A 24758-nucleotide genomic window follows, 5' to 3' on the forward strand; every position below is an offset into this window, starting at 1 on the left:
GGCATCCGTCCGCTCGAACCGTGTCTGCCTCCCCGCGCCGCGTCTCACTCCTCGTCGAGGTAGCGCGTGTACCGGCGCGGGTCGTCCAGGAACCGCCGCCAGTGCGCGACCATCTCAAGGTCGTCCCAGGTCGAGTCTCGTATGCCCCACTCGCCGAGTTCGACGAGTCGGGCGCCCTCGGCGCTCGCGAGGATGGGGGAGTGGGTGGCCATGACCGTCTGCAGTCCGGCCCGTTCACGCTGCCGGATGAGCTGGAGCAGCGTGAGCGAGGACGTGAATGACAACGCGCTCTCGGGCTCATCGAGGATCCACAGACCGAAGTCGAGGAATCTGCCCGTGAGCGTGTCGACGAACATCTCGCCGTGCGACCGCTGGGAGAGTTCGAAGCCGCGCAGCGCGCCGATCTCCATGAGGTGCGCCATGCTCTCGTGCATCGTCTCGGCGCGGAGGAAGAAGCCCTGCCGATTCGTCGTCGCGCCCTTGATGATCTGCAGGTGCTCCGTGAGCACAGGTGCCTCCTCGGCGTGCTCGCGCACCTCCCACGCCGAGCCGCCGCCGTGGGGAAGATCGAGCGCGGTGGCGATCGCCTCGATGATCGTCGACTTCCCCGCACCGTTCTCGCCGACGAAGATCGTCGTCGCCTCGAACTCGAACCCCGCGAGCAGATCGCCGACCGCCGGGATGTCGGCCAGCCAGTCGGGCAGCTGCGGTGGGGAGTGCGCGTGCGCGGCGACCGACCGCAGCGGAAGGGAGACTCGGGGATCCATGGCACCGAGGGTAGCGCGGACACCTGACACGACCGCCTCGGCGAGGATCAGCCGAGCGCGAGCCGCACGGCGAGGATGACGAGGACGACGGCGATGATGACGTCGAGGACCTGCCACACCCGCGGGCGCGCAAGCCACCCCGACAGCGCCCGGGCACCGAGGCCGATGCCGAGGAACCACGTGAGCGATCCGACCATCGCCCCGAGCGCGAACGGCAGCACACCGCCGGGACCCTGCTGGTTGGCGAGGTTGCCGAGCATGACGACGGTGTCGAGGTAGACGCCGGGATTGAGGAACGTCAGGGCGAGCGTCGTCGCGATGATCGAGCGCAGGCCGCGCTGCTCGGTATCGGCCCGCAGCCCTGTCGCCTCGCGGGCCGATCGCAGGCTCGTCCACGCGAACCACAGGAGGTAGGCCACCCCGAGCCAGCGGAGGATCTCGAGCGCCCACGGTGCCAGGAGGACGATCGCGCCGATCCCCACCGACCCCGCCCCGATGAGGAGGATGTCGGCGAGGATGCAGATCGTCAGGACGACGCCGAGGTGCTCGCGGCGGATCCCCTGCCGCAGCACGAGTGCGTTCTGCGGCCCGACGGCGATGATGAGTGACCAGCCTGCGAGGAGACCGCTGAGTGCGTGAGTGACCATAGCGCCAGAGTAGGATGATCGGCGAGTGAAGAAAAACAAAAGAATCTACATCTGATGCAGAATAGCTTCATGAACCTCGAGCACGTCAGAGCCCTCGCCGCCGCCGTCGACGAAGGCACCGTCGAAGGCGGCGCGTATGTCCTCGGCATCACCGCCTCGGCGGCGAGTCAGCGCATCCGCGCCCTCGAATCCCGACTCGGCCAGGTCCTCCTCCGGCGGTCCAACCCCGTCACCGTCACCGAGGCGGGCGCTGCGGTCCTCCGCTATGCCCGGCAGGTCGAGCTCCTCGAATCCGAGGCGATGGACCGCCTCCACGGCATCGCCGTCGACGCTCCTGACGGCATCGGCACGGGCGAGGCCGGGGCGCGGCGAGAACCGACTGTGCTGCGCATCGGAGTCAACGCCGATTCGCTCGCCACGTGGTTCCGTCCGCTCTTCGCCGAGGCGGCCGCCTGGGACGATGCCGTCCTTCGGCTCGTCGTCGCCGACCAGGACAAACTCCTGCCGCTGCTGACGTCGGGGGAGGTGCTCGGGACGATCACCTCGGCGGCGTCGAGTCCGTACGGCACCCGCGTCGAACGGCTCGGCACCATGCGCTACCTCGCCGTGGCGGCCCCCGGCCTGCTCGCACGGCACGGGTGGACGGGTGCGAGTCCCGCGTCGAAGCAGGGGACGAGCCCCGCGGCGAAGCAGGGGAAGAAGCCGTCGTCGGCGCGCGCAGGCGGCGGTTCCTTCGCCGAGGTGGACCTCGCGACCCTGCCAATGGTCAACTTCGGCAAGGACGACGACCTTCAGCTCGACTTCCTCCGCCGGCACGGAGTGACGACGATGCCGCCGATGTCGGTGGTGCCGAGCTCGGCGGAGTTCGCCGTCGCCGTGGCCTCCGGGGTGGGCTGGGGGATGATCCCGGTCATGCAGCTGAGCGAGATCGACACGGAACTCGTGCCGATCACCGCCGCCCCGAACGTCGACGTTCCGCTCTACTGGCAGCACTGGAAGCTCGCCTCGGATCGGCTCTCCCGCCTCACCTCGGCGCTCACCCGCGCCGCCGCGCAGATGCGCTGACGCCGGCGTTTCGGGGAAGGTCGGCCCCTCGGGCAAAGTCAGTTCCTCGGGAGGAGCTAGCGCCTCAGGCGAGGATCCGGTCGATGAGCCATTTGATGTTCGCGTGCATCTCGTCGACGGTCATCCGGTCCGGGGAGATGATCGAATGGAGGCCCATGCCGTCGATCGCGGTGAAGAGGATCGTCGCGGCGCGCCCCACCCCGGCGGGATCGAGATGCCCTTCGTCGGCGAGGACTCCGAGCCAGCGGTGGAGGCAGTCGTACGTGATCTCGTGGGCGTACTCGAGCAGCGCCTGCGAGCCTTCGCGCGGATTCGGCCCGAGCGCGTTGAAGTGCATCGCCAGCCACAGCTCGAGCTGAGCGTCGCGGTGCTCGTGCGTCGTGAGGAACTGCGAGAGCACCTCGTAGAGACGCTCGCGGGGCGGGATGCTCGCGTCGTCGATCCGGAAATCGCTGATCTGCATCTGCATCGACCGGCGGGCGACTTCGATGTAGAGATCGGCCTGGGTCGGGAAGTAGTGGCGCAGCGTCGACGCGCCGATCCCCGCCTCCTTCGCGACCGCGCGCACACTCAGTGGCGTCCTGCGCGATTCGCCGGACTCCGCGAGACGGATCGCTGCCTCGATGATCTCATCGCGTCGGGACACCATCCCTCCTCTCTTCCCGCATCACTCTACTCAGCAGATATAGTACAGTGTACTAGTACGCTGTACTAGAAAGCTGAGAACTCCCGAGATCGGAGCGCACCATGATCGAGAACCTGCAGAATTTCGCCGATTCCTTCCCCGACTGGCTGCAATGGCTGGGGGTCATGCTCGTCTCCGCGATCCCGTTCGTCGAGTCGTACTTCGGCTCGGTCATCGGGGTCGCCATCGGTCTGGGCCCGGTCGTCGCGATCCTCGTCGCCGTCATCGGCAACGTCATCTCGATGCTCGCGTTCGTCTACGGCGCGGGCGCGATCCGCGACAGGGCGACGAAGAACAGGGAGAAGGCCACCTCGCCGAGGCGGCAGCGGCTCAAGCGCATGTTCGACAAGTTCGGCGTCCCCGGCGTCTCCCTGCTCGGCCAGACCGTCCTGCCCTCGCAGATCACGTCGATGGCGATGGTGAGCTTCGGTGCCGACCGCAACGTCGTCGCGTTCTGGCAGATCATCTCGATCATCCTCTGGGGCGTCCTCTTCGGTGTGCTCGCGACCCTCGGCGTCAACGCCGCGCTGCGGTGATGGGCCGCCGAGGCGGACCTTCACTGAGCCTGTAGCACTGGTGCTACAATTTGCTGATGAATGCAGAGGGAGTGCAGGCTGAAAGCCTTTCGCAGCGTGAGTTGCGCAATGAGTCCGGGAGGGTCCTTCGCGCGGTCAGTGAAGGGCATTCGTTCGTGCTGACCAATCGGGGTGTGCCGGTTGGGCGCATCGTTCCGTTGGACGCTCCTGCTCCTCGGCTGACGATCGCTCGACCGGCTAAAAGAGTGGGTGGCTGGACTGCGCGTGATCGCCGGCCGTCGAGCGACAACCGCGTCATGACGGAGATCATTGACGAGCTCCGTGAGGAGCGTCTGTGAGCGACCCGTCGATCGTTTACGTTGACACCTCTGCACTCGGGGCTCTTCTGGTGGCTCAGCCGGAGTCGGACGCTCTGGTCGGCTGGCTGAATGGAACCTCAGCAGAACTCGTGTCGAGCGACCTGCTCGAAACCGAACTGCGTCGAATGGCCGTGCGAGAGGAGCGCGAGCCGACAGAAGTCTCTGTGCTCCTCGACGGAGTCTCCATCGCCGCTCTCGATCGGGCGGTGTTTCGCTCCGCCGGACTTCTGCCCATGCCGTATCTGCGGACCCTCGATGCGCTGCACCTGGAGGCCGCGCTCCGATTGGATGTCGATGCCCTTCTGACCTATGACAAGCGCCTTGAGGAGGCGGCGCGGTCGGTGGGCCTCGAGGTCATTTCGCCCCGCTGACGGGATGATTCCGCGACGCCCTCAGGTCGGCAGAACGGTCAGAGAATTCCTTATACCCACCTGACCGTTTCGCCGACCCAGTGCGGCAGGGCGAGCGGTGTCTGCTGAGTTCTGGATTCCGCTCCGGGCGGGCCGTGTCAGTGCCGGCACCTAGACTGACCCCATGACGGAAACCACGCAGCTCACCGACTTCGACGCCCGCGCGCAGTCCGTCCTCGCGGAGCTGACGAACAACCCCGACGCCCGGTTCCGCGACGGTCAGCTCGAAGCGATCAGCGACCTCGTCGAGGGTCGCAAACGCGTCCTCGTCGTCCAGCGCACCGGGTGGGGCAAGTCCGCGGTCTACTTCGTCGCCACCCGGCTGCTGCGCGCCCAGGGTGCGGGGCCGAGCCTCATCATCTCCCCGCTGCTCGCCCTTATGCGCGATCAGATCGCCGCGGCCGGACGAGCCGGGGTCCGAGCGGCGACCCTCAACTCCTCGAACGTCACCGAATGGGACGGCGTCCTCGCCGATCTGCGCGCCGGGAGCGTCGACGTCCTCCTCGTCTCCCCGGAACGGCTCAACAACCCGCAGTTCCGCGACGAGGTGCTCCCTCAGCTCCTCCAGATCCTCGGACTCATCGTCGTCGACGAGGCCCACTGCATCTCCGACTGGGGGCATGACTTCCGCCCCGACTACCGTCGGATCGGCCACATCCTCTCCGACCTCACGACCGATACCCCGGTGCTCGCGACGACGGCGACGGCGAACTCCCGCGTCGTCACCGACGTCGCCGAACAGCTCGGCGACGACACCACCGTCGTGCGCGGCGAACTCGCCCGCGATTCGCTGCGCCTCGGCGTCCAACCCGGCCTCGATCCCAGTGCGCGGATCGCGTGGCTGAGCTCCCACCTCGGCGACTTCACGGGATCGGGCATCATCTACACGCTCACGGTCAGCGCCGCCGAGGACATCACCCGCATCCTCCGCGACCAGGGGCATGAGGTGCGCGCGTACACCGGCCGCACCGACGCCGAGGAGCGCGCCGACCTCGAGCAGCAGCTCAAGGACAACAGGCTCAAGGCGCTGGTCGCGACCTCGGCACTGGGGATGGGATTCGACAAGCCGGACCTCGGCTTCGTCGTCCACGTCGGGGCGCCGTCCTCGGCCGTCGCCTACTACCAGCAGGTCGGTCGCGCCGGTCGCGCGACGGACTCCGCCGACGTCCTCCTCCTTCCGGGGACCGAGGACGCCGAGATCTGGGAGTACTTCGCGACCGCGTCGATGCCGAGTCAGGCCGATGCCGATGCCGTCCTCACCGCGCTCGCCGAGGCGGACGGCCCCCTGTCCGTGGCCCGCCTGGAGACACTCGTCGGGACGAAGCGCACCCGCCTGCAGCTGCTGCTCAAGACCCTCGAGGTCGAGGAGGCCGTGGAGAAGGTCCGCGGCGGGTACGTCTCGACCGGTCGCGGGTGGACGTATGACCGGGAGCGCTACGAGAAGGTCGCCGAGGTGCGCACCGCCGAAGCCCAGGCGATGCTCGACTACGAGGCGACGGGGGAGTGCCGGATGGAGTTCCTCATCCGGCAGCTCGACGATCCCGACCCGCAACGCTGCGGACGCTGCGACAACTGCGCGGGCGTGTGGTGGTCGACGGAGATCTCCGCGGAGACGCAGCGCGAGACCGCGGGAACCCTCCACCGGATCGGCCTGCCGATCGATTCGCGGAGCACGTGGCCATCGGGGATGGCGAACATCGGCGTCTCCCTCAAGGGCAGGATCCCCGCCGAGGAGCTTGCCGCCGAAGGACGCGTCATCGCCCGACTCTCCGACCTCGGTCAGGGGCAGGTCCTGCGGGAGTTCCTCGCCCCCGATGCGCCCGACGCCGAGGTCCCCGCCCAGATCGGCAGATGGTGCCTCGACGTGCTCGGGCAGTGGGATTGGGAGGACCGGCCCGAGGTCGTCGTGTCGCTGCCGAGCGCCCGCCGGCCGGTGACGATCCGCTCGCTTGCGGCGAACCTCGCCTCAGCGGGACGCCTCATCGACGGCGGTGAGCTGCTCCAGGTCCACGACCACGGGACGCCCGACGTCAACAGCGCCTTCCGCGTCAAGGACCTCCACGATGCGTTCGTCGTTCCTCCGGAGGTCGCCGAGGCGGTTGCCGGAAAGTCCGTCCTCCTCGTCGACGACGAGATCGTCTCCCGGTGGACGATGGCGATCGCCGCCCGCGCGCTGCGGCAGGCCGGAGCGACCGCGGTGCTCCCGTTCGCGCTCGCGCTGCGGGCGTGAACGGGAGCAGCCGACTCAGAGATCCTGGTGCAGCTGGAACGTCGCTCCCTCGGGGTCGGCGACCGTGGCAACGCGGCCGAACTCCGAATCCATGGGACCGTCGAGCACGGAGCCGCCGAGTTCGACGACCTTCGCCGCAGCGGCGTCGACATCGGCGACGTTGAAATAGGTGCGCCAGTACGAGTTCGGGGTCCACTGGCTCGCATCGCAGATGCCGGCGACCGCCGTCTCGTTGGCCCCGTAGGTCGCGTACTTGATCTCCTGGCCCTCGACCTCGACGAGTTGGAAGTCGAAGGCGTCGACGTAGAACTCGCACGCAGTGTCGTAGTTCGTCGTCATCAGCTCGAACCACACCGGGGTGCCCGGGACGAGCGGCAGCTCGAACCCGGTGAACTCGTCGGACTGCCACATGCCGATCGGGGCGCCGGTGGGATCGACGACGACGGCCATCGAGCCCAGCGGGCCGACCGCCATCGGACCGACGACGGGAGCGGCGCCGTCTTTGGTGGCTTTCGCAAACGTGCCGTCGATGTCGCTGGTGTAGAGGTACGTCGACCACGCGGTCGGCATCGTCGGATCCGGGTTCCCGTCCATCGTCATCGCCCGCATGAACCCGCCGACGGGCGCACCGTCCTTGTACGCCTGGTGGTAGTGACCGAAATCGGGTCCCTGATCGACGATCTCCCACCCGAAGACCTCGGAGTAGAAGTTCTTCATGGCATCGAAGTCCTGGCAGACGTAGTCGATCCAGACGGGCTGTCCTTGACGGGGATTATCAGGCATGGCAACTCCTCTTCGTGATGCTTCCTGGTGGCTGTGCAGACGGGGGTCGTCTGTTGGAATGATCGTAGCTGGTGGGAGAGGTCTGCGGGCACGATCCGGGGAAGCGGTCGCGGTCCGGCAGCGCGGCCGGCCGATGCGGTCGCGACCCGGTATCGTCAGCGCCAGGCGCGGGTCACCTCGGCGAACTGCGGACGCAGGGTCGCCTGAAGGAGAGGACCGAAGGACACGCGCTTGACGCCGATCTCGGTGAGCTGCACGAGGCCGAGCCCATCGGGAATCGCGCCCTCGAGGGGACGCGCGGTGACGTTGAGCGGCAGCGGCACCTCGGACACGACCCGCTTGAGGGTCTCCGTGTCAGGCATCGCCACGGGGTAGACGGAGTCGGCGCCCGCCTCGGCGCAGAGATTGAGACGACGGATCACCTCGGCGGTCGGATCGGGGAAACCCTCGGGCGATTTGAAGACGTCGGTGCGGGCGTTGATGACGACGTGGACGCGCTGGGCGTCGGCGGCGCGGCGCAGGTCGCCGATGTACTCGGCATGCTCCTCGGCACTGCGCAGCCGGCCGGCGCTGTGGACGGTGTCCTCGATGTTGAGGCCCACGGCACCGGCTTCGAGGAGACCGGCGATGAGATCGGGGGCATCGGTGTCGTAGCCGGATTCGAGGTCGGCGCTGACGGGCACGTCGACAGACGAGGTGATCCGTGCGATGCCGTCGAGAGCCTCCTCGAGGGGCATGTTCTCCCCATCGGCGTAGCCGAGGGAGTCGGCGAGCGGGTGCGACCCGATCGTCAGGGCGGTGAACCCGGCCTCGACTATCGCCCCCGCCGACCAGGCATCCCAGACGGTCGGCAGGACGACGGGTTTGGCCTGGTGATGGGCGTCGAGGAGGGCGGAGGCGCGTTCGGCGAGCACAGTGAAGTCAGTCATGGTGCCCACTGTTCCATCACATCGGCCTGCCGCGCCAGTGTTCCCCCGAAGGTCTCAGAAACCGCCGCGGCGGCGCTCCCGCGCACGAGCGCTGACTCGGGCGGGCGCGGGCGAGACTGCGGCGCGACCTCAGAGGCGCGGGGTCCGCGGAGGTGCGTCGCGGCGGTCGCCGGTGGCCTCGAAGGCGGCGGCGAGCTCGATGAGCGCCGAGTCATCCCAGCCGCGTCCGGCGATCGTCAGGCCCACCGGGATCCCGGTGTCGGCCATCGTGCCCATCGGCACCGTCACCGAGGGGATCCCGAGGTGGCGGGGCACGAGGTTGCCGTTGGCGACCCACGTGCCGTTGCGCCAGCCGAGATCGGCCGAGGCCTCGTTGACGTCCATGTCGGCGGGGCCGACGTCGGCCATCGCCGGGAAGATCACGGCGTCGAGGTCGTTCTCGTCCATCCACGCCTCAAGATCGATGCGGCGCGTGAGCTCGAGGCCGTGCACGCCCTCTTCGAGCAGCGGAATGTCGGTCATCGCAGCATAGGGATGCGTCCGCACGTGCTCCGGGTATTCGGCGATGTCGTCGTCGAAGCCCGTGTAGCGGTCGGGCAGGGCACCGGCCGGGTGCGGGAAGATGTCGGCACCGTCGACCTCGGTCAGCGTGCTGAGGTGCGGATCGCCGTTGCCGCGGAGGAAGTCGTCCCACGCCCACGCGGAGAGGTCGACGATCTCCCGATCGAGGTACTCGGGTGAGACGAAGCCACGGGTCCGGATCGTCGGCGCACCGGGACGGTCGCCCTCGTAGTTGCTCACGACGGGGAAGTCGGTCTCGACGACCTCGGCCCCGGCGGCCTCGAGGTCGCGGCGGGCGGCCTCCCACAGGTCGATGACCGAGGCGCGGGTCTCGACGCGCTGACCGGTGGGGCCGCCGATCCCGCCGTCGGGGTTGGTGCCGGCCTCATCATCGGCGTTGATGTACATCCGCGGCACGCCGAGGCGCTTGCCCGCGAGCACGTCCTGCGCGGCGGCGCGGTCGGCCGGCAGCAGGGCGGCATACGAGTCGGGCCTGACCTCGGAGGCGGCGGGGATCTCGACCCACGGCTGGACGCGCCAGAAGTCACCGCGGGTCTCGGCGTCGTCGGCGACGATGACATCGAGGACCTCGGCGAGGTCGGCCATCGACCGGGTGTGGGGGACGACGACGTCCATCGTCGGCACGAGCGGCCAGTTCCCGCGCACGGAGATGACACCGCGCGAGGGGGTGTAGGCGATGAGCGCGTTGTGCGAGGCCGGGGCGCGGCCCGATGACCAGGTCTCCTCGCCGAGGCCGAACGCCGCGAAGCTCGCCGTCGTCGCCGTTCCCGAGCCGTTCGACGACCCCGAGGCGAACGCGCTGGTCAGCCACTCCTCGTTGTAGGGGCTCTCGGCACGGCCGTAGAGCCCGCGCTGCATGCCGCCGTTGGCCATCGGCGGCATGTTCGTCAGGCCCAGGCAGATCGCCCCGCCCGCCCGCAGGCGCTCGATCGTGAAGGCGTCCTTCTGGGCGATGAGATCGGCGAAGGCCGGCGACCCCGAGGCGACGGTGAGCCCGGCGACCATGTAGCTGTCCTTCGCCGTATAGGGAATACCGTCGAGCGGACCGAGCGTCTCACCCCGAGCGCGGCGCTCATCGGCGGCGACCGCCTCGGCGCGGGCCTCGGGGTTGGCGACGATGACGGAGTTGAGCTTGGTCTCGGTGTCCGGGCCGTCGAACGCGGCGATGCGCTCGAGGTAGGCATCGACCAGGTCCGCCGAGGTGGTCTCCCCGGACTCGAGCGCCGCGCGCAGAGTCGCAATGGAGGCCTCGACCACGTCGAACTTCGTCATTCTCGCTGCTCCTTCGGTGGGTCAGTGCTGGGGGTGCCCCACCAGTATCGCCCAGACTCGCCGAGGCAGGGCTTCGATTTCCGTCGGAGACGGCGCTGCGAGGACAAGATCGATTGCCGCCTGGCGGGGTCGCCGGGTGGTCGCGCACCGTAGGATCGAGCCATGGCAGTGAGCGCGATCATCCTCAGCGGCGGCCGGTCGAGTCGGTTCGGCGGCGTCCACAAACCGGGCGTCGACCTCGGCGGACGGACCGTGATCTCCCGCATCCTCGCAGCGGTGCGCGCGCTCGACGCCGACGCCGAGGTGTGGGTGGCCGGTCCGACCGCGGGACTGAGCGACGCCGAGGCGGAGACGGTGAGCGCCGTGCGCGAGGATCCGGAATTCGCAGGTCCGCTCGCCGGAATCGCCGCAGCCGCGCAGCAGATGGGTGCGAGCGAGGGCACGACCCTCATCATCGCCGGAGACATGCCGCTGGTCACGGCGGCCCACCTCGGCGAGATCGTCTCCCTCAGTGAGTCCTCGGGCGGTCCGGTGACCGGCACCGACGACCGCGGGAAGGCGCAGTTCCTCTGCGCGGCGTGGCCGCACTCCCTGCTGCGGCAGCGCCTCGCGCGGATCGGCGACCCAGAGGACAAGGCCGTCCGGCTGCTCTTCGACGACGGCGAACCGCGCGTCATCGACGTCGACCCCGAGGTCGTCGTCGACTTCGACACGGCAGACGAACTCGCGCGGATCCGCAGTCAGATCGACCGCGGCTGAGTTGGGCACGGCTGAACGGCCGACGGTGCGCGTTCGGTGCAGCGGCCCGCGCGTCGCCTAGGTGTGTGCCGTCGGCCTCCCGGCGACCCGGACGCCGCCGACCGGATCCGGAGTCACGATACTTGGTCCACGTATTCGCACCCGACTTGGCTCTTATGCCGAGTCCAAGAGGCATCCACGCTGGGCATATGAGCATGGAATTCTGGGTGACGTCAGTGATCGTCACCGCAACACCGGGAACCGGAGCCCTCTTCACCATCGCCGCAGCGCTCTCCCGTGGATCGCGCGCAGGAGTCATCGCCGCCTTCGGATGCGCGCTCGGCATCGTGCCGCACCTCGTGCTCGCGCTCACCGGTGCCGCGGCCGTGCTCGCGGCGAGCCCGGTGGCCTTTCAGGTCCTCAAATGGCTCGGCGTCGCCTACCTCGTCTACATCGCGGTGGGGATGTGGCGCGGCTCCGGGGTGCTCGCTTCTCCACCCGACAGCGACACGGCCGCACCCAGCAGCGGCGCAACCGCACCCGACAGCGACACGGTCGCACCCGACACCGGCCCCGCGGGACCGGTCCGCGCCCCGGCCTCACCGTCGCCGGGGCGGGTGATCCGCAGCGCCATCCTAGTCAATCTTCTCAACCCGAAGCTCACGCTCTTCTTCTTCGTATTCCTGCCCATCTTCGTCGACCCCACGCCCCCAGATGCTCTGGGAGCCATGGCGGGTCTCGGGCTCATCTTCATGGCGCTGACGTTCGGGATCTTCGCCTTGTACGGCTTCGTCGCGGCATGGCTGCGTCGCTTCGTCATCGGGCGTACCGCCGTGATGCGGGCCCTTGACATCGGATTCGCCCTGACCTTCGTCGGGCTCGCCGTCATGCTCGCGCTCACTCAGCGATGAGACGACCCAGGGTTCTGATCGACTCGCCGAGGCGGGCAGGCGAATGCGGACCGTAGCCGATGATCAGGCCGGGCGGTCCCGCGGCGACGCGCAGGCCCGACATCGCCTGGACCGCGATCCCCTCCTGCCGAGCGTGAGCGGCCACCGCCGCATCATCGATGCCCTCGGGCAGGGTGACGACGAGGTGCAGTTCCGCGGCGATGCCCTCGATCGGACATCCGGGCAAGTGCTCCTCGATCGCAGCGACTGCGGTGTCCCGGCGCTCCCGGTGCCGGCGGCGCAGGCTGCGAAGCTGACGCTCGAGGACACCGGAGGAGATGAGGTTGGCGAGGACGAGCTGGGGGAGCACCGGCGAGCCGAGGTCGGTCGCCCAGCGCCGGCGGACGAGGTCCTCGTGCAGGTGGGTCGGCGCGACCATCCAGCCGAGCCGGAGAGCGGGAGCGATGACCTTGGACAGACTGGAGACGTGGACGATCCGCTCGGCCGCTGCAGGGTGCAGCGCGCGCACCGGCGACCGGTCGTACCGATACTCGGAGTCGTAGTCGTCTTCGACGATCAGCCCGTCCGACTCCTCCGCCCAGGCGGTGAGTTCCCGCCGCCGCCTCGGCGACAGGACGACCCCGGTGGGGAACTGGTGGGCGGGGGTGACGAGCACCGCCCGCGCACCGGACCGGGCGAGGGCGTCGACGTCGATGCCCTCGCCGTCGACGCGGATCGGGTGGAGGCGGTCGAGCCAGTAGTCGAGGATGCGGCGGTTGCCGTCGGCGCCGGGGTCCTCCAGGGCGCATTCGGTGAGCCCGCGGTCCCTGAGCACCTGGCAGAGCAAGCTGATCGCCCCGGTGACCCCGGAGGTGACGATGATGCGCTCGGCGCCCACGGTCATGCCGCGGCTGCGGGCCAGCCACGCGGCGAGTGCCTCCCGCAGGGCGGGCACGCCCTGCGGATCCGCGTAGCCGAGGTCGTCGCTCGAGGCGGTGGCGAGCACTTCGCGTTCGGCCCGCAACCACGCCGCACGCGGGAACGCGCTGAGGTCGGGTGCGCCTTTGGAGATGTCGACGACTGCGGGCCGGGTCTCGTCGACCGCACGGCTCCGGCCCCTCTCGTCGACGCGGGAACCTGGGGCGGCCGGAGGCGGACCCGGCCGACTGGCGACGACGGTGCCGGCGCCGCGGTTCGTCTCGAGGAGACCCTCCTCGGTCAGCCGTCGATAGGATTCGACGACGGTTCCCCGGGAGAACCCGAGTTCGGCAGCGAGCTCACGGGTGGCCGGCAGACGGGTCCCCGGCCGCAGAGTCGCCTCGGCAATCGCCTCCCGGAGCCGGTCCGTGAGCCATCCCGTCCGCCCGCGCTCCGGCGCCGAGGTGGGATCGAGGCTGAGGAAATCCGAACCGCCCATGACCGCATCATCGCAGACAGGTCCGGTGGGCGGCGATGGGATGGGCGTTTCCGCAGGTCGAAGACGGGGGATAACACCCCTGTGGCGTGATCGGCGCGACCCTATGCTCGAATCATGAGCATCCCCCGTGAGACTGCTGAACGCTGCGTCGAATATCCCCCGATGGGTGGAGGCGATTGGCAACTTTCGGGTGACGCGCACGTCCCCACCCGAATGAAAGACTGATTGACGGCGAGCCGGGCCACCGCCCGCCGCCGCGCACTTCCCGCCTGACGCTCGGCGCTGCCGCGCGCCCGAAAACCGTTACGACCCGGAGGAACCCGTGTCCCAGCTGACCAGGATGAGCCTGAAGAATCGCCTCATCATCGGACTGCTCACCCTCGTCATCGCCGTATTCGGCGTCGTCGCGACGACCTCGCTCAACCAGGAGACGATGCCCTCGATCGACCTGCCCGGCACCACAGTGCAGGCCACGGTCCCCGGCGCCTCTCCCGAGGTGGTCGAGGAGACCGTGACGAAGCCGCTGGAGACGGCACTCGAGGCCGTCGGCGACCTCGACTCCGTGCAGACGACGTCATCGTCGGGAATGATGACCGCCTCGGTGACCTGGCCCTTCGGCAAGGACTCCGAGAAGATGACGGATTCCGTCCGCTCCGCCGTCGATGCGGCGAAGTCGAATCTCCCCGACGACGCCGAGGTCGAGGTCCTGTCCCAGCAGATCGACGATTTCCCCGTCGTGATGTTCGCCGTCTCCGGCGGTGGGGACGCGCAGGCCCTGGGGGACCGCCTCGAGACGGACCTCGTCCCCGAGCTGCAGGCCGTCGCCGGCGTCGCCGGCGTCGAGGTCACCGGCCAGGCCGAACAGCGGGTCGACATCACCTTCCGCCCGGACGACGTCAACGACAAGGGCGTCGTCACCGCCTCGGTGCCCGATGAGCTCACCGGGGCGAGCACCGTCGTGCCCGCCGGTCAGAGCGGGCAGGGCGACCGATCGCTCGCCGTCGAGGTCGGCACCCAGATGGACGCCGTCGACCAGATCGGCAACACCCCCATCCGCACGGCCGATGGCACAGTGCTGCTGGGGGACGTCGCCGATGTCACCCTCGACTCGGTCGAGAAGACCTCGCTCTCCCGCGCCGGCGGCAAGGATGCCGTCACCGTCGCCGTGACGAAGGGGCAGGACGACAACGTCGTCGAGGTCTCGAACCGGGTCGGCGAGGTCCTGGAGACCGTCGGGCCGAAGCTCGGCTCCGACGTCGAATTCACGACGATCTTCGACCAGGCCCCCGAGATCGAGAAGTCGATCAAGGACCTCTCCGTCGAGGGCGGCCTCGGCCTCCTCTTCGCGATCCTCGTCATCCTCGCGTTCCTCGGATCGTTCCGGTCGACGATCGTCGCCGCGATCTCCATCCCGATGTCGCTGCTCATCGCGATGATCGGGCTCATGGTCGGCGACTACACGCTCAACATCCTCACCCTCGGCGCCCTGACGATCGCCGTCGGTCGCGTCGTCGACGACTCGATCGTCGTCATCGAGAACATCCGGCGGCGCCAGGGCACGTCCGACCTGACGATCGCGGACATCGTCGCCTCCGTCAAACAGGTCGCCGGGGCCATCACCGCCTCGACCCTGACGACGGTCGCCGTGTTCCTGCCCATCGCCTTCGTCGACGGGATCGCCGGCCAGCTCTTCCGCCCGTTCTCCGTCACCGTCACCCTCGCGCTGCTCGCCTCCCTGCTCGTGGCCCTGACGATCGTGCCCGTCTTCAGCTACTGGGTGCTGCGTCGCAGCCCCAAACCGCTCTCGCCGCAGCGCCAGGCCGCTGCCGACGAGCGCTATGAGAAATGGGCGCAGCGCCAGGACGAGAAGTCGCTCAAGCGCGCCGAGCGCCGGCAGGCGAAGATCGACAAGCGGAACGAGAAGCGCGCCGCCAAGGGCCGGGAGCCGCTGCCGGCCGCCGTGCCCGTGGCCACGGTCCGTCCCGTCCCCGGCGACGGGGAGGCTTCCGACCGGATCGACCGGCTCCAGCAGCGGGGCCTGCCGGCGATCCTCGCCGCCCTCCGCCACCCGGGTCGGACGATCGCCTTCTCCGTCGTCATCTTCCTCGTCACGATGGTCCTCGCCTCCTTCCTCAAGACCGACCTGCTCGGCTCGGCCGGACAGAACTCCCTCGCCGTCACCCAGACCCTGCCCGCCGGCGCCTCCCTCGAGGCCAGCGACACCGCTGCGAAGCAGGTCGAGGACGTCCTCGCCGGAGACGGCGACGTCGAGGCGTACTCGACGACGATCAACGGGCCCGAGACCGGCGCCGAGAACACCTTCAACATCACGCTCGCCGAGGACTCCGACGCGCAGGCGGCGACCGACCGGATCCGCAGCCAGCTCGAGGGCCTCGGCGAGGACGCCGGGGACATCAACGTCCAGAGCGCCGGCGGCGGGGCGAACGAGGACGTCGAGATCAAGCTCTCCGGCTCCGACCTCGGTGCCCTCGGCGAGGCCGCGGACGCCGTGACCAAGCGGATGGCCGAGACGCCGGGTGTGTCGAACGCCCGCAACGACCTCGCCGCCGATCAGCCGATCATCTCAGTCGATGTCGACCGGGAGAAGGCGGCGGACTTCGGCTTCAGCCAGGCCGAGGTCGGGCAGGCCGTGTCCGCAGCACTCCAGGGAGCGCAGGCCGGAACGCTCACCCTCGAGGGCAAGGAGCGCGACATCGTCATCGCGCCCACGCATCCCGATGCCTCACCGGATGAGATCCGCGCCCTCGAGCTGCCCGTCACCGAGGTGCAGACGAAGAACGCCCAGGAGGATGCGACCGACCGCGTCAAGGAGGAGACCGACCGGCGGGCCGATGAGGCCCAGCGCAAGGCCGAGGACGATTCGGCCGAGCAGCTCGAGTCCGCCCGCGAAGCCCGCGACAACGCCGCCGACGCCCTCGAAGAGGCCCGGCAGGCGCTGCGCGACGTGCAGAATCCACCGCCGCCGCAGAGCCCGGACGAGATGCGCCAGGACCAGATCGACCAGGCGCAGAAGGGCGTCGATCAGGCGGAGCAGGGTCTGCGCGATGCCAACCAGGCGATCGACGACATCATCGACGGCCAGGCCGAGGCCCGCGAGTCCCAGGCCGCCGACGAGCGCCTCGCCGACGAACAGGAGGCGATCCCCGACATCAAGGGCGATCCCATCACCGTCGACGACATCGCCGAGGTGACGGAGACGACGACGCCGGCGACGATCGCCCGCGAGGACGGCGACCGCCAGGTCACGGTGTTCGCCACGCCCGCCGACGGTCAGCTCAACGCCGTCACCGCCGCAGCCGGGCAGGTGTCGACGACGATGGACCTGCCCGCCGGAGTGAGCTTCGACGTCGGCGGTGCCAGCCAGGAGCAGGCGGAGTCGTTCAGTCAGCTCGGCTTCGCGATGCTCGTGGCGATCGCGCTCGTCTTCCTCGTCATGATCGCGACGTTCCGCAGCTTCATCCAGCCGCTCATCCTTCTCGTGTCGATCCCGTTCGCCGCGACCGGTGCCGTGCTCCTCCTGCTGCTCACGGGCACGCCGCTGGGCATCCCCTCGCTCATCGGCCTGCTCATGCTCATCGGCATCGTCGTGACCAATGCGATCGTGCTCATCGACCTCATCAACAAGCTCCGCGAGCACGGCATGGGGCTCGAGGATGCGATCGTCCACGGCACCCGTCTGCGCCTGCGCCCGATCCTCATGACGGCGGCGGCCACGGTGTTCGCGCTCGTGCCGATGTCACTGGGGCTGACCGGCGGGGGAGTGTTCATCTCCCAGCCGCTGGCGATCGTCGTCATCGGCGGGCTCACCTCGTCGACGGTCCTCACGCTCATCCTCGTCCCCGCCCTTTATCTCCTCGTCGAGAGGCGCAAGGAGCGCCGAGCGGCGCGCAGGGCGGAGAAGGACGAGGCGAAGCGCGCTGCCGAACGGCTGCGGGTCGAGGAGGAGACCGCCGAGGTGACCGGCCGTCACGCAGCCGAGTGACCTCCGATGCGCGGCTCCGGTGATCAGGTGCCGGAGCCGCGGGGGTCCGCGAGGGCCGGCAGAGCGGCGGCCGCGGTGAGGATGTGCTCCTCGGTCAGCTGCGCCGCGCGCTCGGCGTCGTGGGCGACGATCGCCGCCATGATCGCGTGGTGCTGCTCCTGGAGTGAGTCCATGAGCGCGGCCGGGTCATCGACCGCCTGGAACGCCGCGAGGATCGGTCGCCGCAGCGAGCTGCGGATCGCGCCGGTGAGGTCGGAGAAGAGCTGATTGCCGGTGGCCTGGGCGATCGCGACGTGGAAGGCGGTGTCGGCGTCGTTGAACACCTCGAGGCTGACCCCCGGGGTGTCCATGATCGCCAGCGGTGCGTTCATCCGGGCCAGCGCGTCGTCGTCGGCGGCCGCCGAGGCGAGTGCGGCGCTCGAGCGCTCGAGCTGGATCCGGGTCTCGATGACCTCGTCGACGCTGAAGTTCGTCAGCGCGACGTGGAGGCGGAGGAACCGGGTGAGGGCCTCCCGGGGCAGCGAGGCGATGAACGTGCCCGCCCCGCGTCCGGATCCTCCGCTCGAGCGCACCACCCCGAGGCTCTCGAGCACGCGCAGGGCCTCGCGGACGCTCGCCCGGCTCACCCCGAGCTGGGAGGCGAGCTCGCGTTCGGCCGGAAGCGGGTCCCCGACGGAGAGGGACCCGGCCATGATCTGCTCCTCGATCGCATCGATGACGAGCTCATGCGTGCTCGGGCGCACGACCGGCCTCCACGCCGGTGACGGACCCGCAACGCTGTCCGGTGTCGGCTCGGGCGCTGGCTCAGGCGTCCGGTCAGAAGCCGGCCCGGCCGCGGGATCGCCGGACGCAGACGACCTGCCGTTAATGCTCTCGCTCGACGTGCTCACTCCGCGTCCCTTCCCTTCGTCGGCCACCACCTCGGTGCCGGGACGCTCTTGACGCGTTCCCGACCACGGTCCTATGCTCAGATTAATGGTCTGACCTCATAAATGTCATACGCATTCGACGACGCGAAGGAGCCCACCCATGAAGCGGCAGATCCCCAAGCCCGCGGAGATCTTCGAACTGATGAAGTTCAAGAAGTTCGAACTCGACGGTCGGAAGCGTCGGCTCGATGCGGCACTGACGATCGAGGATCTGCGGAAGATCGCGAAGCGACGCACCCCTGCCGCGGCGTTCGACTACACCGACGGGGCCGCCGAGGGCGAGATCTCGATGCAGCGCTCGATGCAGGCCTTCGAGGACATCGAGTTCCATCCCGCGATCCTCAACGACGTCTCCCACGTCGACACGACGACCCAGATCCTCGGCGGCAGCTCGGCGATGCCGTTCGGGATCGCTCCCACCGGATTCACGCGGCTCATGCAGACCGAGGGGGAGATCGCGGGAGCCTCGGCCGCCGGTGCCGCGGGCATCCCGTTCACGCTCTCGACGCTCGGCACGACCTCGATCGAGAACGTCAGGGCCGCCAACCCGTACGGCCGCAACTGGTTCCAGCTCTACGTCATGCGCGAGCGCGAGATCTCCTACGGCCTCGTCGAACGCGCCGCCGCAGCCGGCTTCGACACCCTCTTCTTCACCGTCGACACCCCCGTCGGCGGGGCCCGTCTGCGCGACAGCCGCAACGGGTTCTCGATCCCGCCGCAGCTGACCCCGCAGGTCGTCCTCAACGCGATTCCCCGCCCCTGGTGGTGGTGGGACTTCCTGACGACGGAGAAGCTCGAATTCGCGTCCCTGTCGGAGACCGGGGGCACCGTCGGCGAACTCATCAACTCCGCGATGGACCCGACGATCGACTTCGACGACCTCGCCACGATCCGTGAGATGTGGCCGGGCCGGTTCGCCGTCAAGGGCGTCCAGACGCTCGCCGATGCGAAGAAGCTCGCCGACCTCGGCGTCGACGCGATCGTCCTGTCCAACCACGGAGGCCGGCAGCTCGACCGCGCACCGGTGCCCTTCGAACTCCTCCCCGAGGTCGTGCGCGAGGTCGGCGACGACATCGAGATCATGCTCGACACAGGCATCCGCAACGGCGCCGACATCGTCGCCTCGCTCGCCCTCGGCGCGGACTTCACGCTCATCGGCCGCGCGTACCTCTACGGGCTCATGGCCGGTGGCCGGCAGGGCGTCGACCGCACGATCGCGATCCTCCGCGAGCAGATCGAGCGGACGATGAAGCTCCTCCAGGTCTCGACGATCGCCGAACTCGAACCGCGCCACGTCACGCAGCTCAAGCGCTTCAGCCGCGACGACCGGCAGGCCATCGACGAGGTCGAGCGCGACCTCGGCTGACCGCGGGGTCGCCTCCGGCCTCAGCGAGGTGGATCCAGCTCGAAATTCGCGGAATCATCGAGCTGGATCCACCGCGGGAGCGCTCAGTGCCATCCGCCACGACCGCGGGGCCGCGACTCAGCCCGTCTGGTAGAGATGCTCCGGGCGGCCGGTGCTGCCGTACTGCAGGGTGACGGTGACCGCCCGGGATTCGGCGAGCTTCGCGAGATGCCGCTGCGCAGTCGCGCGGGACGCGCCGACCGCCTCGGCGATCTCCATGGCCGTCATCGGCCGCTTCGTCGCCTCGAGGGCATCGAGGATCCGCCCCGTCGTCGACGACTTCGTGCCCGGTGACGACGTCGACCCCGGCGCCGAGGTGTCGTGGAGACTGCGAAGCAGCCGGTCGAGGTCGGACTGCGCGACCTTCTCCCGCTCCCAGAACCGCTGGTAACGGGCGTAGCGGCGGAGGAAGCCGTGGAGATGATCGGCGGCGAACGGCTTGACGATGTAGGTCAGGGCACCCGCGCGCAGGGCCGCGCGGACGATCTGCGGGTCGGCGACGGCGGAGAGCACGGCCGCGTCGACGTCGGTCTCGCGGATGAGGTCGACGCCGGTGCCCTCGGGCAGGACGTAGTCGACGAGGAGCAGGCCGACCTCCTCCTCGGCGAGGACCTTGCGCGCCGTGCGCAGATCCTGGACCGGATCGAGCGCGCGGAAGCCCGCGACGTCGTTGACGTACTGGCAGTGGATCTTCCCCACGTAGAAGTCGTCGTCGAGCACGAGAACATTGACCATCAGCTCACTCCTTGCACATCGTCCGCATCGCCGACGAGGACGTCGGGCAGGATGACGCCGAAGCTCGCGCCGCCCATCACCGGGTCGTGGCCGTCGACGAGCCACACCCGCCCTCCATGTCGTTTCGCCACCCGGCGGCACAGCGCCAGTCCGAGTCCGTGCCCGTGCGCGGCCTCGACGCCGTCACCGCCGGCGGCCTGCTGGGATTCGCGGTCACCGCTGACGCCCTCGTCGAAGATGCGCTCGGCGTCGGCTGGGTCGATGCCGATCCCGGTGTCGGTGACGAGACCGTGCAGCTCCCCGTCGGCGCTGAGCAGCTGGACCTCGACGACCTGGTCGCCGTTGCCGGTCGGCAGCTTCGCCGTGGCCGGGTCCCTGCCCTCGAAGGGCCCCCGCGCCGAGGCGGTTCCCGGCTCCGTCGTGTCGGCGGTCGTGTCGGCGGTTGGGGCGGCGGTTCCGCTGGCTGGGTCGGCGGCGGCCGCGGCGTCGCGCACCGGGTCGGCGGACCGGCTGCGCACGACCGCGCGCACCGCGTTGTCGATGAGGTTGCCGAGGACGAGGGTGACATCCTCGGGGTCGGTGACCTGCCCGACGACGAGGGAGTCGGGGGCCACGCGCACACTCACCCCCGCCTCGGCGGCGGTCGTGCCCTTCGCCTCGAGCACGGCGCGCAGGTACGGGTCGGTGATCGTCTCGATCCCCTCGACCGGGGTGGTCAGGGGGCCGGTGCCGAGGATCGACTCGAGGTAGCTGCGGGCCTCGTCGGTGGCGCCGGTGTCGACGAGGCCGAGGACGGTGTGGAGCCTGTTGGCGAACTCGTGGCGCTGGGCGCGCAGCGCCTCGGCCATCGCGGTGACCGATTCGAGCTGCCGGGCCATCGTCAGCATCGTCGTCTCATCGCGGAGGGTGACGACACCGCCGACCTCGACGCCGTCGCGGCGCACGCGCACGGCGGTGGCCAGCAGGATCTTGTCCCCGACGCTGACCCGCCGGCGCAGCGCTCCGCGTTCGGGAGCCTCGGCCATCATCGTCCGGATCGCCTGGGGGACGTCGTCGATCGTGCGGCGGCGCTCGTCGTCGATGGCGGCGTCGCCGGCGAGGAGGTCACGGGCCGCGGCATTGCTCAGGGTGAGCTCGTTGTCGGAGTCGAAGCCGAGCACACCGTCATCGAGGCCGCGCAGGACCGCACCCTGATCGCGGGCCATCTCGGCGAGCTCCTCGGGGCCGACGCCGAGGGTCTCCCGGCGCAGTCGGCGGCCGAGGGCGAAGGAGGCGAAGATGCCGATGCCCAGCGCCAGCACGGTGACCGAGCCGAGGGCGATGAACTCCCGGCGCAGGTCGGCGTTGAGGACGGAGGTGTGGATGCCCACCGACACCTCGCCGACGACGGTGCCGTCCTCGGTGCTCGAGTAGATCGGGACCTTGGCCCGCACCGTGCTGCCGAGCGTGCCCGCCTCCTGCGTGACCTCTTCGCGTCCGGCCAGCGCCTCCTCGGGCGAGGTCGAGACGCGCTGGCCGATGAGGTCCTGGTTGGGGTGAGTCAGGCGCAGGCCGTGGTCGTCGGTGATGACGACGAATTCGATGCCCGACCGGGTGCGGACGTCGCGGGCGATCTCGCCGAGCGGGTCCGTGATCTCCGCCGACGCCGGTTCCTCCGTCGCCGAGGCGCGGGTCGCGCCCTCCCGGACTGCCGTCGCCGAGGCCAGCGTGCGGGCGGTGGCGAGTGCCTCGGTCTCGCTGACATCGGTCACCGCCTGGGCGGCCATCCAGGAGAACACACCGGTGACCAGCGCGAGGGTCGCGATGATGACCGCGAGCTGGCTGAGCAGGACACGGCGCGAGAAGGCTCGGGAGGAGCGTGGCACTCCTCCACAGTAGCCAGTGCTGAGCAGAATGCGCAAAAGGGACAGAACGGGCAGAACGCGATCAGTGCACTTAAACGCGCGCCGTCCGGTCGGTCGGCCCTAGCGTGTATCGCGCCTCACAAAATCCACAGGCGGTTCACAAACGTCTTCGAAGGAGAAGTCCGTGCTCGTCATCCTCGGCTTCGCCATGATCATCGTCTTCATGACGCTGATCATGACCAAACGCCTCTCGCCGATCCTGGCGCTCATCATCGTCCCGACCATCTTCGGTCTCTTCGCCGGCGCCGGTCTGGGAATCGGCGAGATGGTCATGGAAGCGATCGCATCGATGTCGTCGACGGCGGCGCTGCTGCTGTTCGCCATCATCTACTTCGGCATCATGATCGATGTCGGGCTCTTCGACAAGCTCGTCGAGTTCATCCTCAAGATCGCCGGCAACGACCCGGTCAAGGTCGTCCTCGGCACGGCGCTGCTCACCGGTGCCGTCTCCCTCGACGGCGACGGGTCGACGACGTTCATCGTCGTCACCGCCGCGATGCTGCCGATCTACCAGCGGCTCGAGATGTCGCCGGTCGTCCTCACGTGTGTGGCCGGTCTCATCAACGGCACGCTCAACATCGTGCCGTGGGGCGGACCGACGGCGCGTGCCGCCTCGGCGCTGCAGATCGACGCCAACGAGATCTTCACCCCGATGGTGCCCTCGCTCCTCGTCGGTCTTCTCGTCTGCTTCGTCTTCGCCTACTTCCTCGGACTCTCCGAGCGCCGCCGCCTCGCGAAGAACGGCGTCACCTGGATCACCGGACTCGGCCCCGGTCGTCCCGCGTCGCGGAAGTCCGAGCTCGTCGGCGCCGCGGCCCGCGCCGCCGCGGGCTCCGGTTCGGCCGGCACCGGTTCGGGAAGCGCCACCACGACCGGCACGGGCGCCTCGGTCGGCGGACCCGACGATGGGGCCGATGCGACCGATGCGACCGATGCGACCGCCTCGGCGAGTGGGAACTCCTCCCTCGCCAACACCGCACTCGATCCCAACCGCGCGACCCTGCGCCCGCATCTCTTCTGGTTCAACCTCGCGCTCACGGTGGCCGTCATGGTCACCCTCGTCCTCGACATCCTGCCGCTGCCGTACCTGTTCATGATTGCCATGGTCATCGCGCTCATGGTCAACTTCCCGAAGATCAAGGATCAGCAGGAGGAGCTCGCCTCGCACGCCTCGGCGATCATCGCCGTCGTCGCGATGGTCATGGCCGCCGGTGTGCTCACCGGAATCATGAGCGGCACGGGCATGGTCGATGCGATGGCCGCGTGGCTCGTCGACGTCATCCCGGAGGCGATGGGACCGTACATGGCCGTCATCACCGGTCTCCTGTCGATCCCGGCGACGTTCTTCATGAGCAATGACGCGTTCTACTTCGGCATCCTGCCCGTCCTCACCGAGACCGCCGCGCACTACGGGATCTCGGCCGCGGACATGGCCCGTGCCTCGATCACCGGTCAGCCGGTGCACATGCAGTCGCCGCTCGTGCCCGCGATCCTCCTGCTCGTCTCGCTCGCCGGCGTCGACCTCGGCGATCACCACAAGAAGGTGCTGTGGAGGGCGCTCGTCGTCTCGCTCGTCATGCTCGCCGTCGGCGTGCTCATCGGCGTCATCGCGATCGGATAGGGGACCGCTGCTCATGACCGACTTCTACTCGACTCCGACCGGGCACCGGCCCGTGCCGTCGCTGCGCATCGCCGGCTCGGCCGACGTCGACGACATCGCCAGGACCGTTGTCGTCGCCTACCGCAGCGATGCTCCCGCGGCCGTGCTCACGCAGGCGATCGCCGCGGCGCGACGGGAGGAGGCGGCGCTGCGGATCGTCGTCTTCTCCACCGACAGTCCCGCCGGTCCGATGGACAACGATCCCGCGGAGACGGAGGAGCTGGCCGGGATCCTCGCCGAGGCGGCCGTGCCCTTCGAGATCCAGCGCGCGGACTCCGACGTCGCTTCCCAGATCCTCGACCTCGCCGAGGAGTGGGCGGCCGAGCTCATCGTCCTCTCCACCCGGCGGCGGTCGACGATGATGAAGCTGCTGCTCGGGTCGAGCATCCAGCGCGTCATCCTCGAGGCCGACTGCCCGGTGCTCGTCGTCAAGTAGGGATCGAGCAGGGGTTTCGCCGCCCAGGCTGTTTGACCCTGTTGTCCGACCCGCTCCACTCCATCGCGCTCGTCTGCGAGAGGCCACTCGGCCCACGCAGGCGGGCGCGATGTGCTTCTGCGCCATATTCGCGGTGCTTCTGCGCCAGCTTGATGGCGATTTCGGAGCCGATTTCGCCATGAACCTTCCGCGAATCCTGCCCTCTGCCCAGTGCTGGCTGGCCCGAACGCGCCTCAGCCGCCTCGGCGAAGAAAATCTGAGAAAAATTCTCCACATGTGGAATAACCCAGCGCTCCACAAAGTTGAGTCTAGTGTACGCAACTTTGATGAGGCGGGGATTGACGATCTCAGCCGGGAAGAGAATACTTGAGTCCAT

At 69.2% G+C, this 24758-nt stretch carries 22 protein-coding genes; 11 read left to right on the top strand and 11 right to left on the bottom strand.

Annotated features, from left to right (window positions below; genetic code table 11):
* Window positions 1-44: 44 nt before the first annotated feature.
* Window positions 45-767, bottom strand: a complete 723-nt coding sequence (locus J9315_RS01985) for an AAA family ATPase (RefSeq protein ID WP_198499788.1) — start codon at window positions 765-767, stop codon at window positions 45-47.
* A gap of 47 nt (window positions 768-814) precedes the next feature.
* On the bottom strand, window positions 815-1414 hold the full coding sequence (locus J9315_RS01990) for a LysE/ArgO family amino acid transporter (protein WP_198499787.1): 600 nt from the start codon (window positions 1412-1414) through the stop codon (window positions 815-817).
* Between the two features lie 69 nt (window positions 1415-1483).
* On the opposite strand from J9315_RS01990, the gene J9315_RS01995 reads away from it, so the two are divergent.
* A complete protein-coding gene (locus tag J9315_RS01995; RefSeq protein WP_198499786.1) occupies window positions 1484-2479 on the top strand; it encodes an ArgP/LysG family DNA-binding transcriptional regulator in 996 nt (331 codons plus the stop codon).
* A 64-nt stretch (window positions 2480-2543) separates the two neighbouring features.
* Here the strand turns inward: J9315_RS01995 and J9315_RS02000 are convergent, their stop codons facing one another.
* Complete coding sequence (locus J9315_RS02000) at window positions 2544-3125, bottom strand: TetR/AcrR family transcriptional regulator (RefSeq protein ID WP_198500807.1); 582 nt, start codon at window positions 3123-3125, stop codon at window positions 2544-2546.
* A 101-nt stretch (window positions 3126-3226) separates the two neighbouring features.
* Here J9315_RS02000 and J9315_RS02005 point away from each other — a divergent pair, with 101 nt between their 5' ends.
* The 4 genes from J9315_RS02005 to J9315_RS02020 all read left to right on the top strand — a co-directional run bounded on the left by J9315_RS02005 (window position 3227) and on the right by J9315_RS02020 (window position 6699).
* Complete coding sequence (locus J9315_RS02005; protein ID WP_198499785.1) at window positions 3227-3700, top strand: hypothetical protein; 474 nt, start codon at window positions 3227-3229, stop codon at window positions 3698-3700.
* Between the two features lie 56 nt (window positions 3701-3756).
* Window positions 3757-4038 carry a type II toxin-antitoxin system prevent-host-death family antitoxin gene (locus J9315_RS02010; protein WP_198499784.1) on the top strand — a complete coding sequence of 94 codons (282 nt, stop codon included), beginning with the start codon at window positions 3757-3759 and terminating at the stop codon, window positions 4036-4038.
* Window positions 4035-4430, top strand: coding sequence for a type II toxin-antitoxin system VapC family toxin (locus tag J9315_RS02015; protein ID WP_198499783.1), 396 nt, complete (start codon window positions 4035-4037; stop codon window positions 4428-4430). The genes J9315_RS02010 and J9315_RS02015 overlap by 4 nt, the downstream gene beginning before the upstream one ends.
* A gap of 163 nt (window positions 4431-4593) precedes the next feature.
* Window positions 4594-6699, top strand: coding sequence for a RecQ family ATP-dependent DNA helicase (locus J9315_RS02020; protein ID WP_211978693.1), 2106 nt, complete (start codon window positions 4594-4596; stop codon window positions 6697-6699).
* Window positions 6700-6714: 15 nt separating this feature from the next.
* Here J9315_RS02020 and J9315_RS02025 read toward each other — a convergent pair whose 3' ends face one another.
* From J9315_RS02025 to J9315_RS02035, 3 genes are all read right to left on the bottom strand, one after another.
* Window positions 6715-7482 carry a VOC family protein gene (locus tag J9315_RS02025; protein ID WP_198499781.1) on the bottom strand — a complete coding sequence of 256 codons (768 nt, stop codon included), beginning with the start codon at window positions 7480-7482 and terminating at the stop codon, window positions 6715-6717.
* Window positions 7483-7637: 155 nt separating this feature from the next.
* Window positions 7638-8411, bottom strand: coding sequence for an isocitrate lyase/phosphoenolpyruvate mutase family protein (locus tag J9315_RS02030; RefSeq protein WP_211978694.1), 774 nt, complete (start codon window positions 8409-8411; stop codon window positions 7638-7640).
* A gap of 129 nt (window positions 8412-8540) precedes the next feature.
* Window positions 8541-10265: an amidase gene (locus tag J9315_RS02035; RefSeq protein ID WP_198499779.1), complete on the bottom strand. Its 1725-nt coding sequence runs from the start codon at window positions 10263-10265 to the stop codon at window positions 8541-8543.
* Between the two features lie 162 nt (window positions 10266-10427).
* Here J9315_RS02035 and J9315_RS02040 point away from each other — a divergent pair, with 162 nt between their 5' ends.
* Both J9315_RS02040 and J9315_RS02045 read left to right on the top strand, forming a co-directional pair.
* Entirely contained in the window at window positions 10428-11024 is a 597-nt protein-coding gene (locus tag J9315_RS02040) for a molybdenum cofactor guanylyltransferase (protein WP_198499778.1), read from the top strand.
* Window positions 11025-11212: 188 nt separating this feature from the next.
* Window positions 11213-11914, top strand: coding sequence for a LysE family translocator (locus J9315_RS02045; protein ID WP_211978695.1), 702 nt, complete (start codon window positions 11213-11215; stop codon window positions 11912-11914).
* Here the strand turns inward: J9315_RS02045 and J9315_RS02050 are convergent.
* Window positions 11901-13310, bottom strand: a complete 1410-nt coding sequence (locus J9315_RS02050) for a PLP-dependent aminotransferase family protein (protein ID WP_198499776.1) — start codon at window positions 13308-13310, stop codon at window positions 11901-11903. The two genes, J9315_RS02045 and J9315_RS02050, sit on opposite strands and share 14 nt — an antisense overlap.
* Before the next feature lie 322 nt (window positions 13311-13632).
* Here J9315_RS02050 and J9315_RS02055 point away from each other — a divergent pair, with 322 nt between their 5' ends.
* Window positions 13633-17313: an efflux RND transporter permease subunit gene (locus J9315_RS02055; RefSeq protein WP_232623726.1), complete on the top strand. Its 3681-nt coding sequence runs from the start codon at window positions 13633-13635 to the stop codon at window positions 17311-17313.
* 23 nt (window positions 17314-17336) lie between these two features.
* On the opposite strand, the gene J9315_RS02060 is transcribed toward J9315_RS02055, so the two are convergent.
* Window positions 17337-18056, bottom strand: coding sequence for an FCD domain-containing protein (locus J9315_RS02060; protein WP_232623725.1), 720 nt, complete (start codon window positions 18054-18056; stop codon window positions 17337-17339).
* A gap of 286 nt (window positions 18057-18342) precedes the next feature.
* On the opposite strand from J9315_RS02060, the gene J9315_RS02065 reads away from it, so the two are divergent.
* Window positions 18343-19608 carry an alpha-hydroxy acid oxidase gene (locus J9315_RS02065; protein ID WP_198499775.1) on the top strand — a complete coding sequence of 422 codons (1266 nt, stop codon included), beginning with the start codon at window positions 18343-18345 and terminating at the stop codon, window positions 19606-19608.
* A gap of 117 nt (window positions 19609-19725) precedes the next feature.
* Here J9315_RS02065 and J9315_RS02070 read toward each other — a convergent pair whose 3' ends face one another.
* Entirely contained in the window at window positions 19726-20382 is a 657-nt protein-coding gene (locus tag J9315_RS02070) for a response regulator (protein WP_198499774.1), read from the bottom strand.
* The gene (locus J9315_RS02075; protein WP_198499773.1) at window positions 20382-22247 is read right to left on the bottom strand and encodes a sensor histidine kinase; all 1866 of its coding nucleotides are present in this window, start codon (window positions 22245-22247) and stop codon (window positions 20382-20384) included. The genes J9315_RS02070 and J9315_RS02075 overlap by 1 nt, the downstream gene beginning before the upstream one ends.
* A gap of 163 nt (window positions 22248-22410) precedes the next feature.
* Here J9315_RS02075 and J9315_RS02080 point away from each other — a divergent pair, with 163 nt between their 5' ends.
* On the top strand, window positions 22411-23907 hold the full coding sequence (locus J9315_RS02080; protein WP_198499772.1) for an SLC13 family permease: 1497 nt from the start codon (window positions 22411-22413) through the stop codon (window positions 23905-23907).
* 13 nt (window positions 23908-23920) lie between these two features.
* Window positions 23921-24382: a universal stress protein gene (locus J9315_RS02085; protein WP_198499771.1), complete on the top strand. Its 462-nt coding sequence runs from the start codon at window positions 23921-23923 to the stop codon at window positions 24380-24382.
* On the opposite strand, the gene J9315_RS02090 is transcribed toward J9315_RS02085, so the two are convergent.
* The gene (locus J9315_RS02090; protein WP_198499770.1) at window positions 24375-24758 is read right to left on the bottom strand and encodes a hypothetical protein; all 384 of its coding nucleotides are present in this window, start codon (window positions 24756-24758) and stop codon (window positions 24375-24377) included. The two genes, J9315_RS02085 and J9315_RS02090, sit on opposite strands and share 8 nt — an antisense overlap.

This window comes from Brevibacterium sp. W7.2 (assembly GCF_018137945.1).
GTDB lineage: Bacteria > Actinomycetota > Actinomycetes > Actinomycetales > Brevibacteriaceae > Brevibacterium > Brevibacterium sanguinis.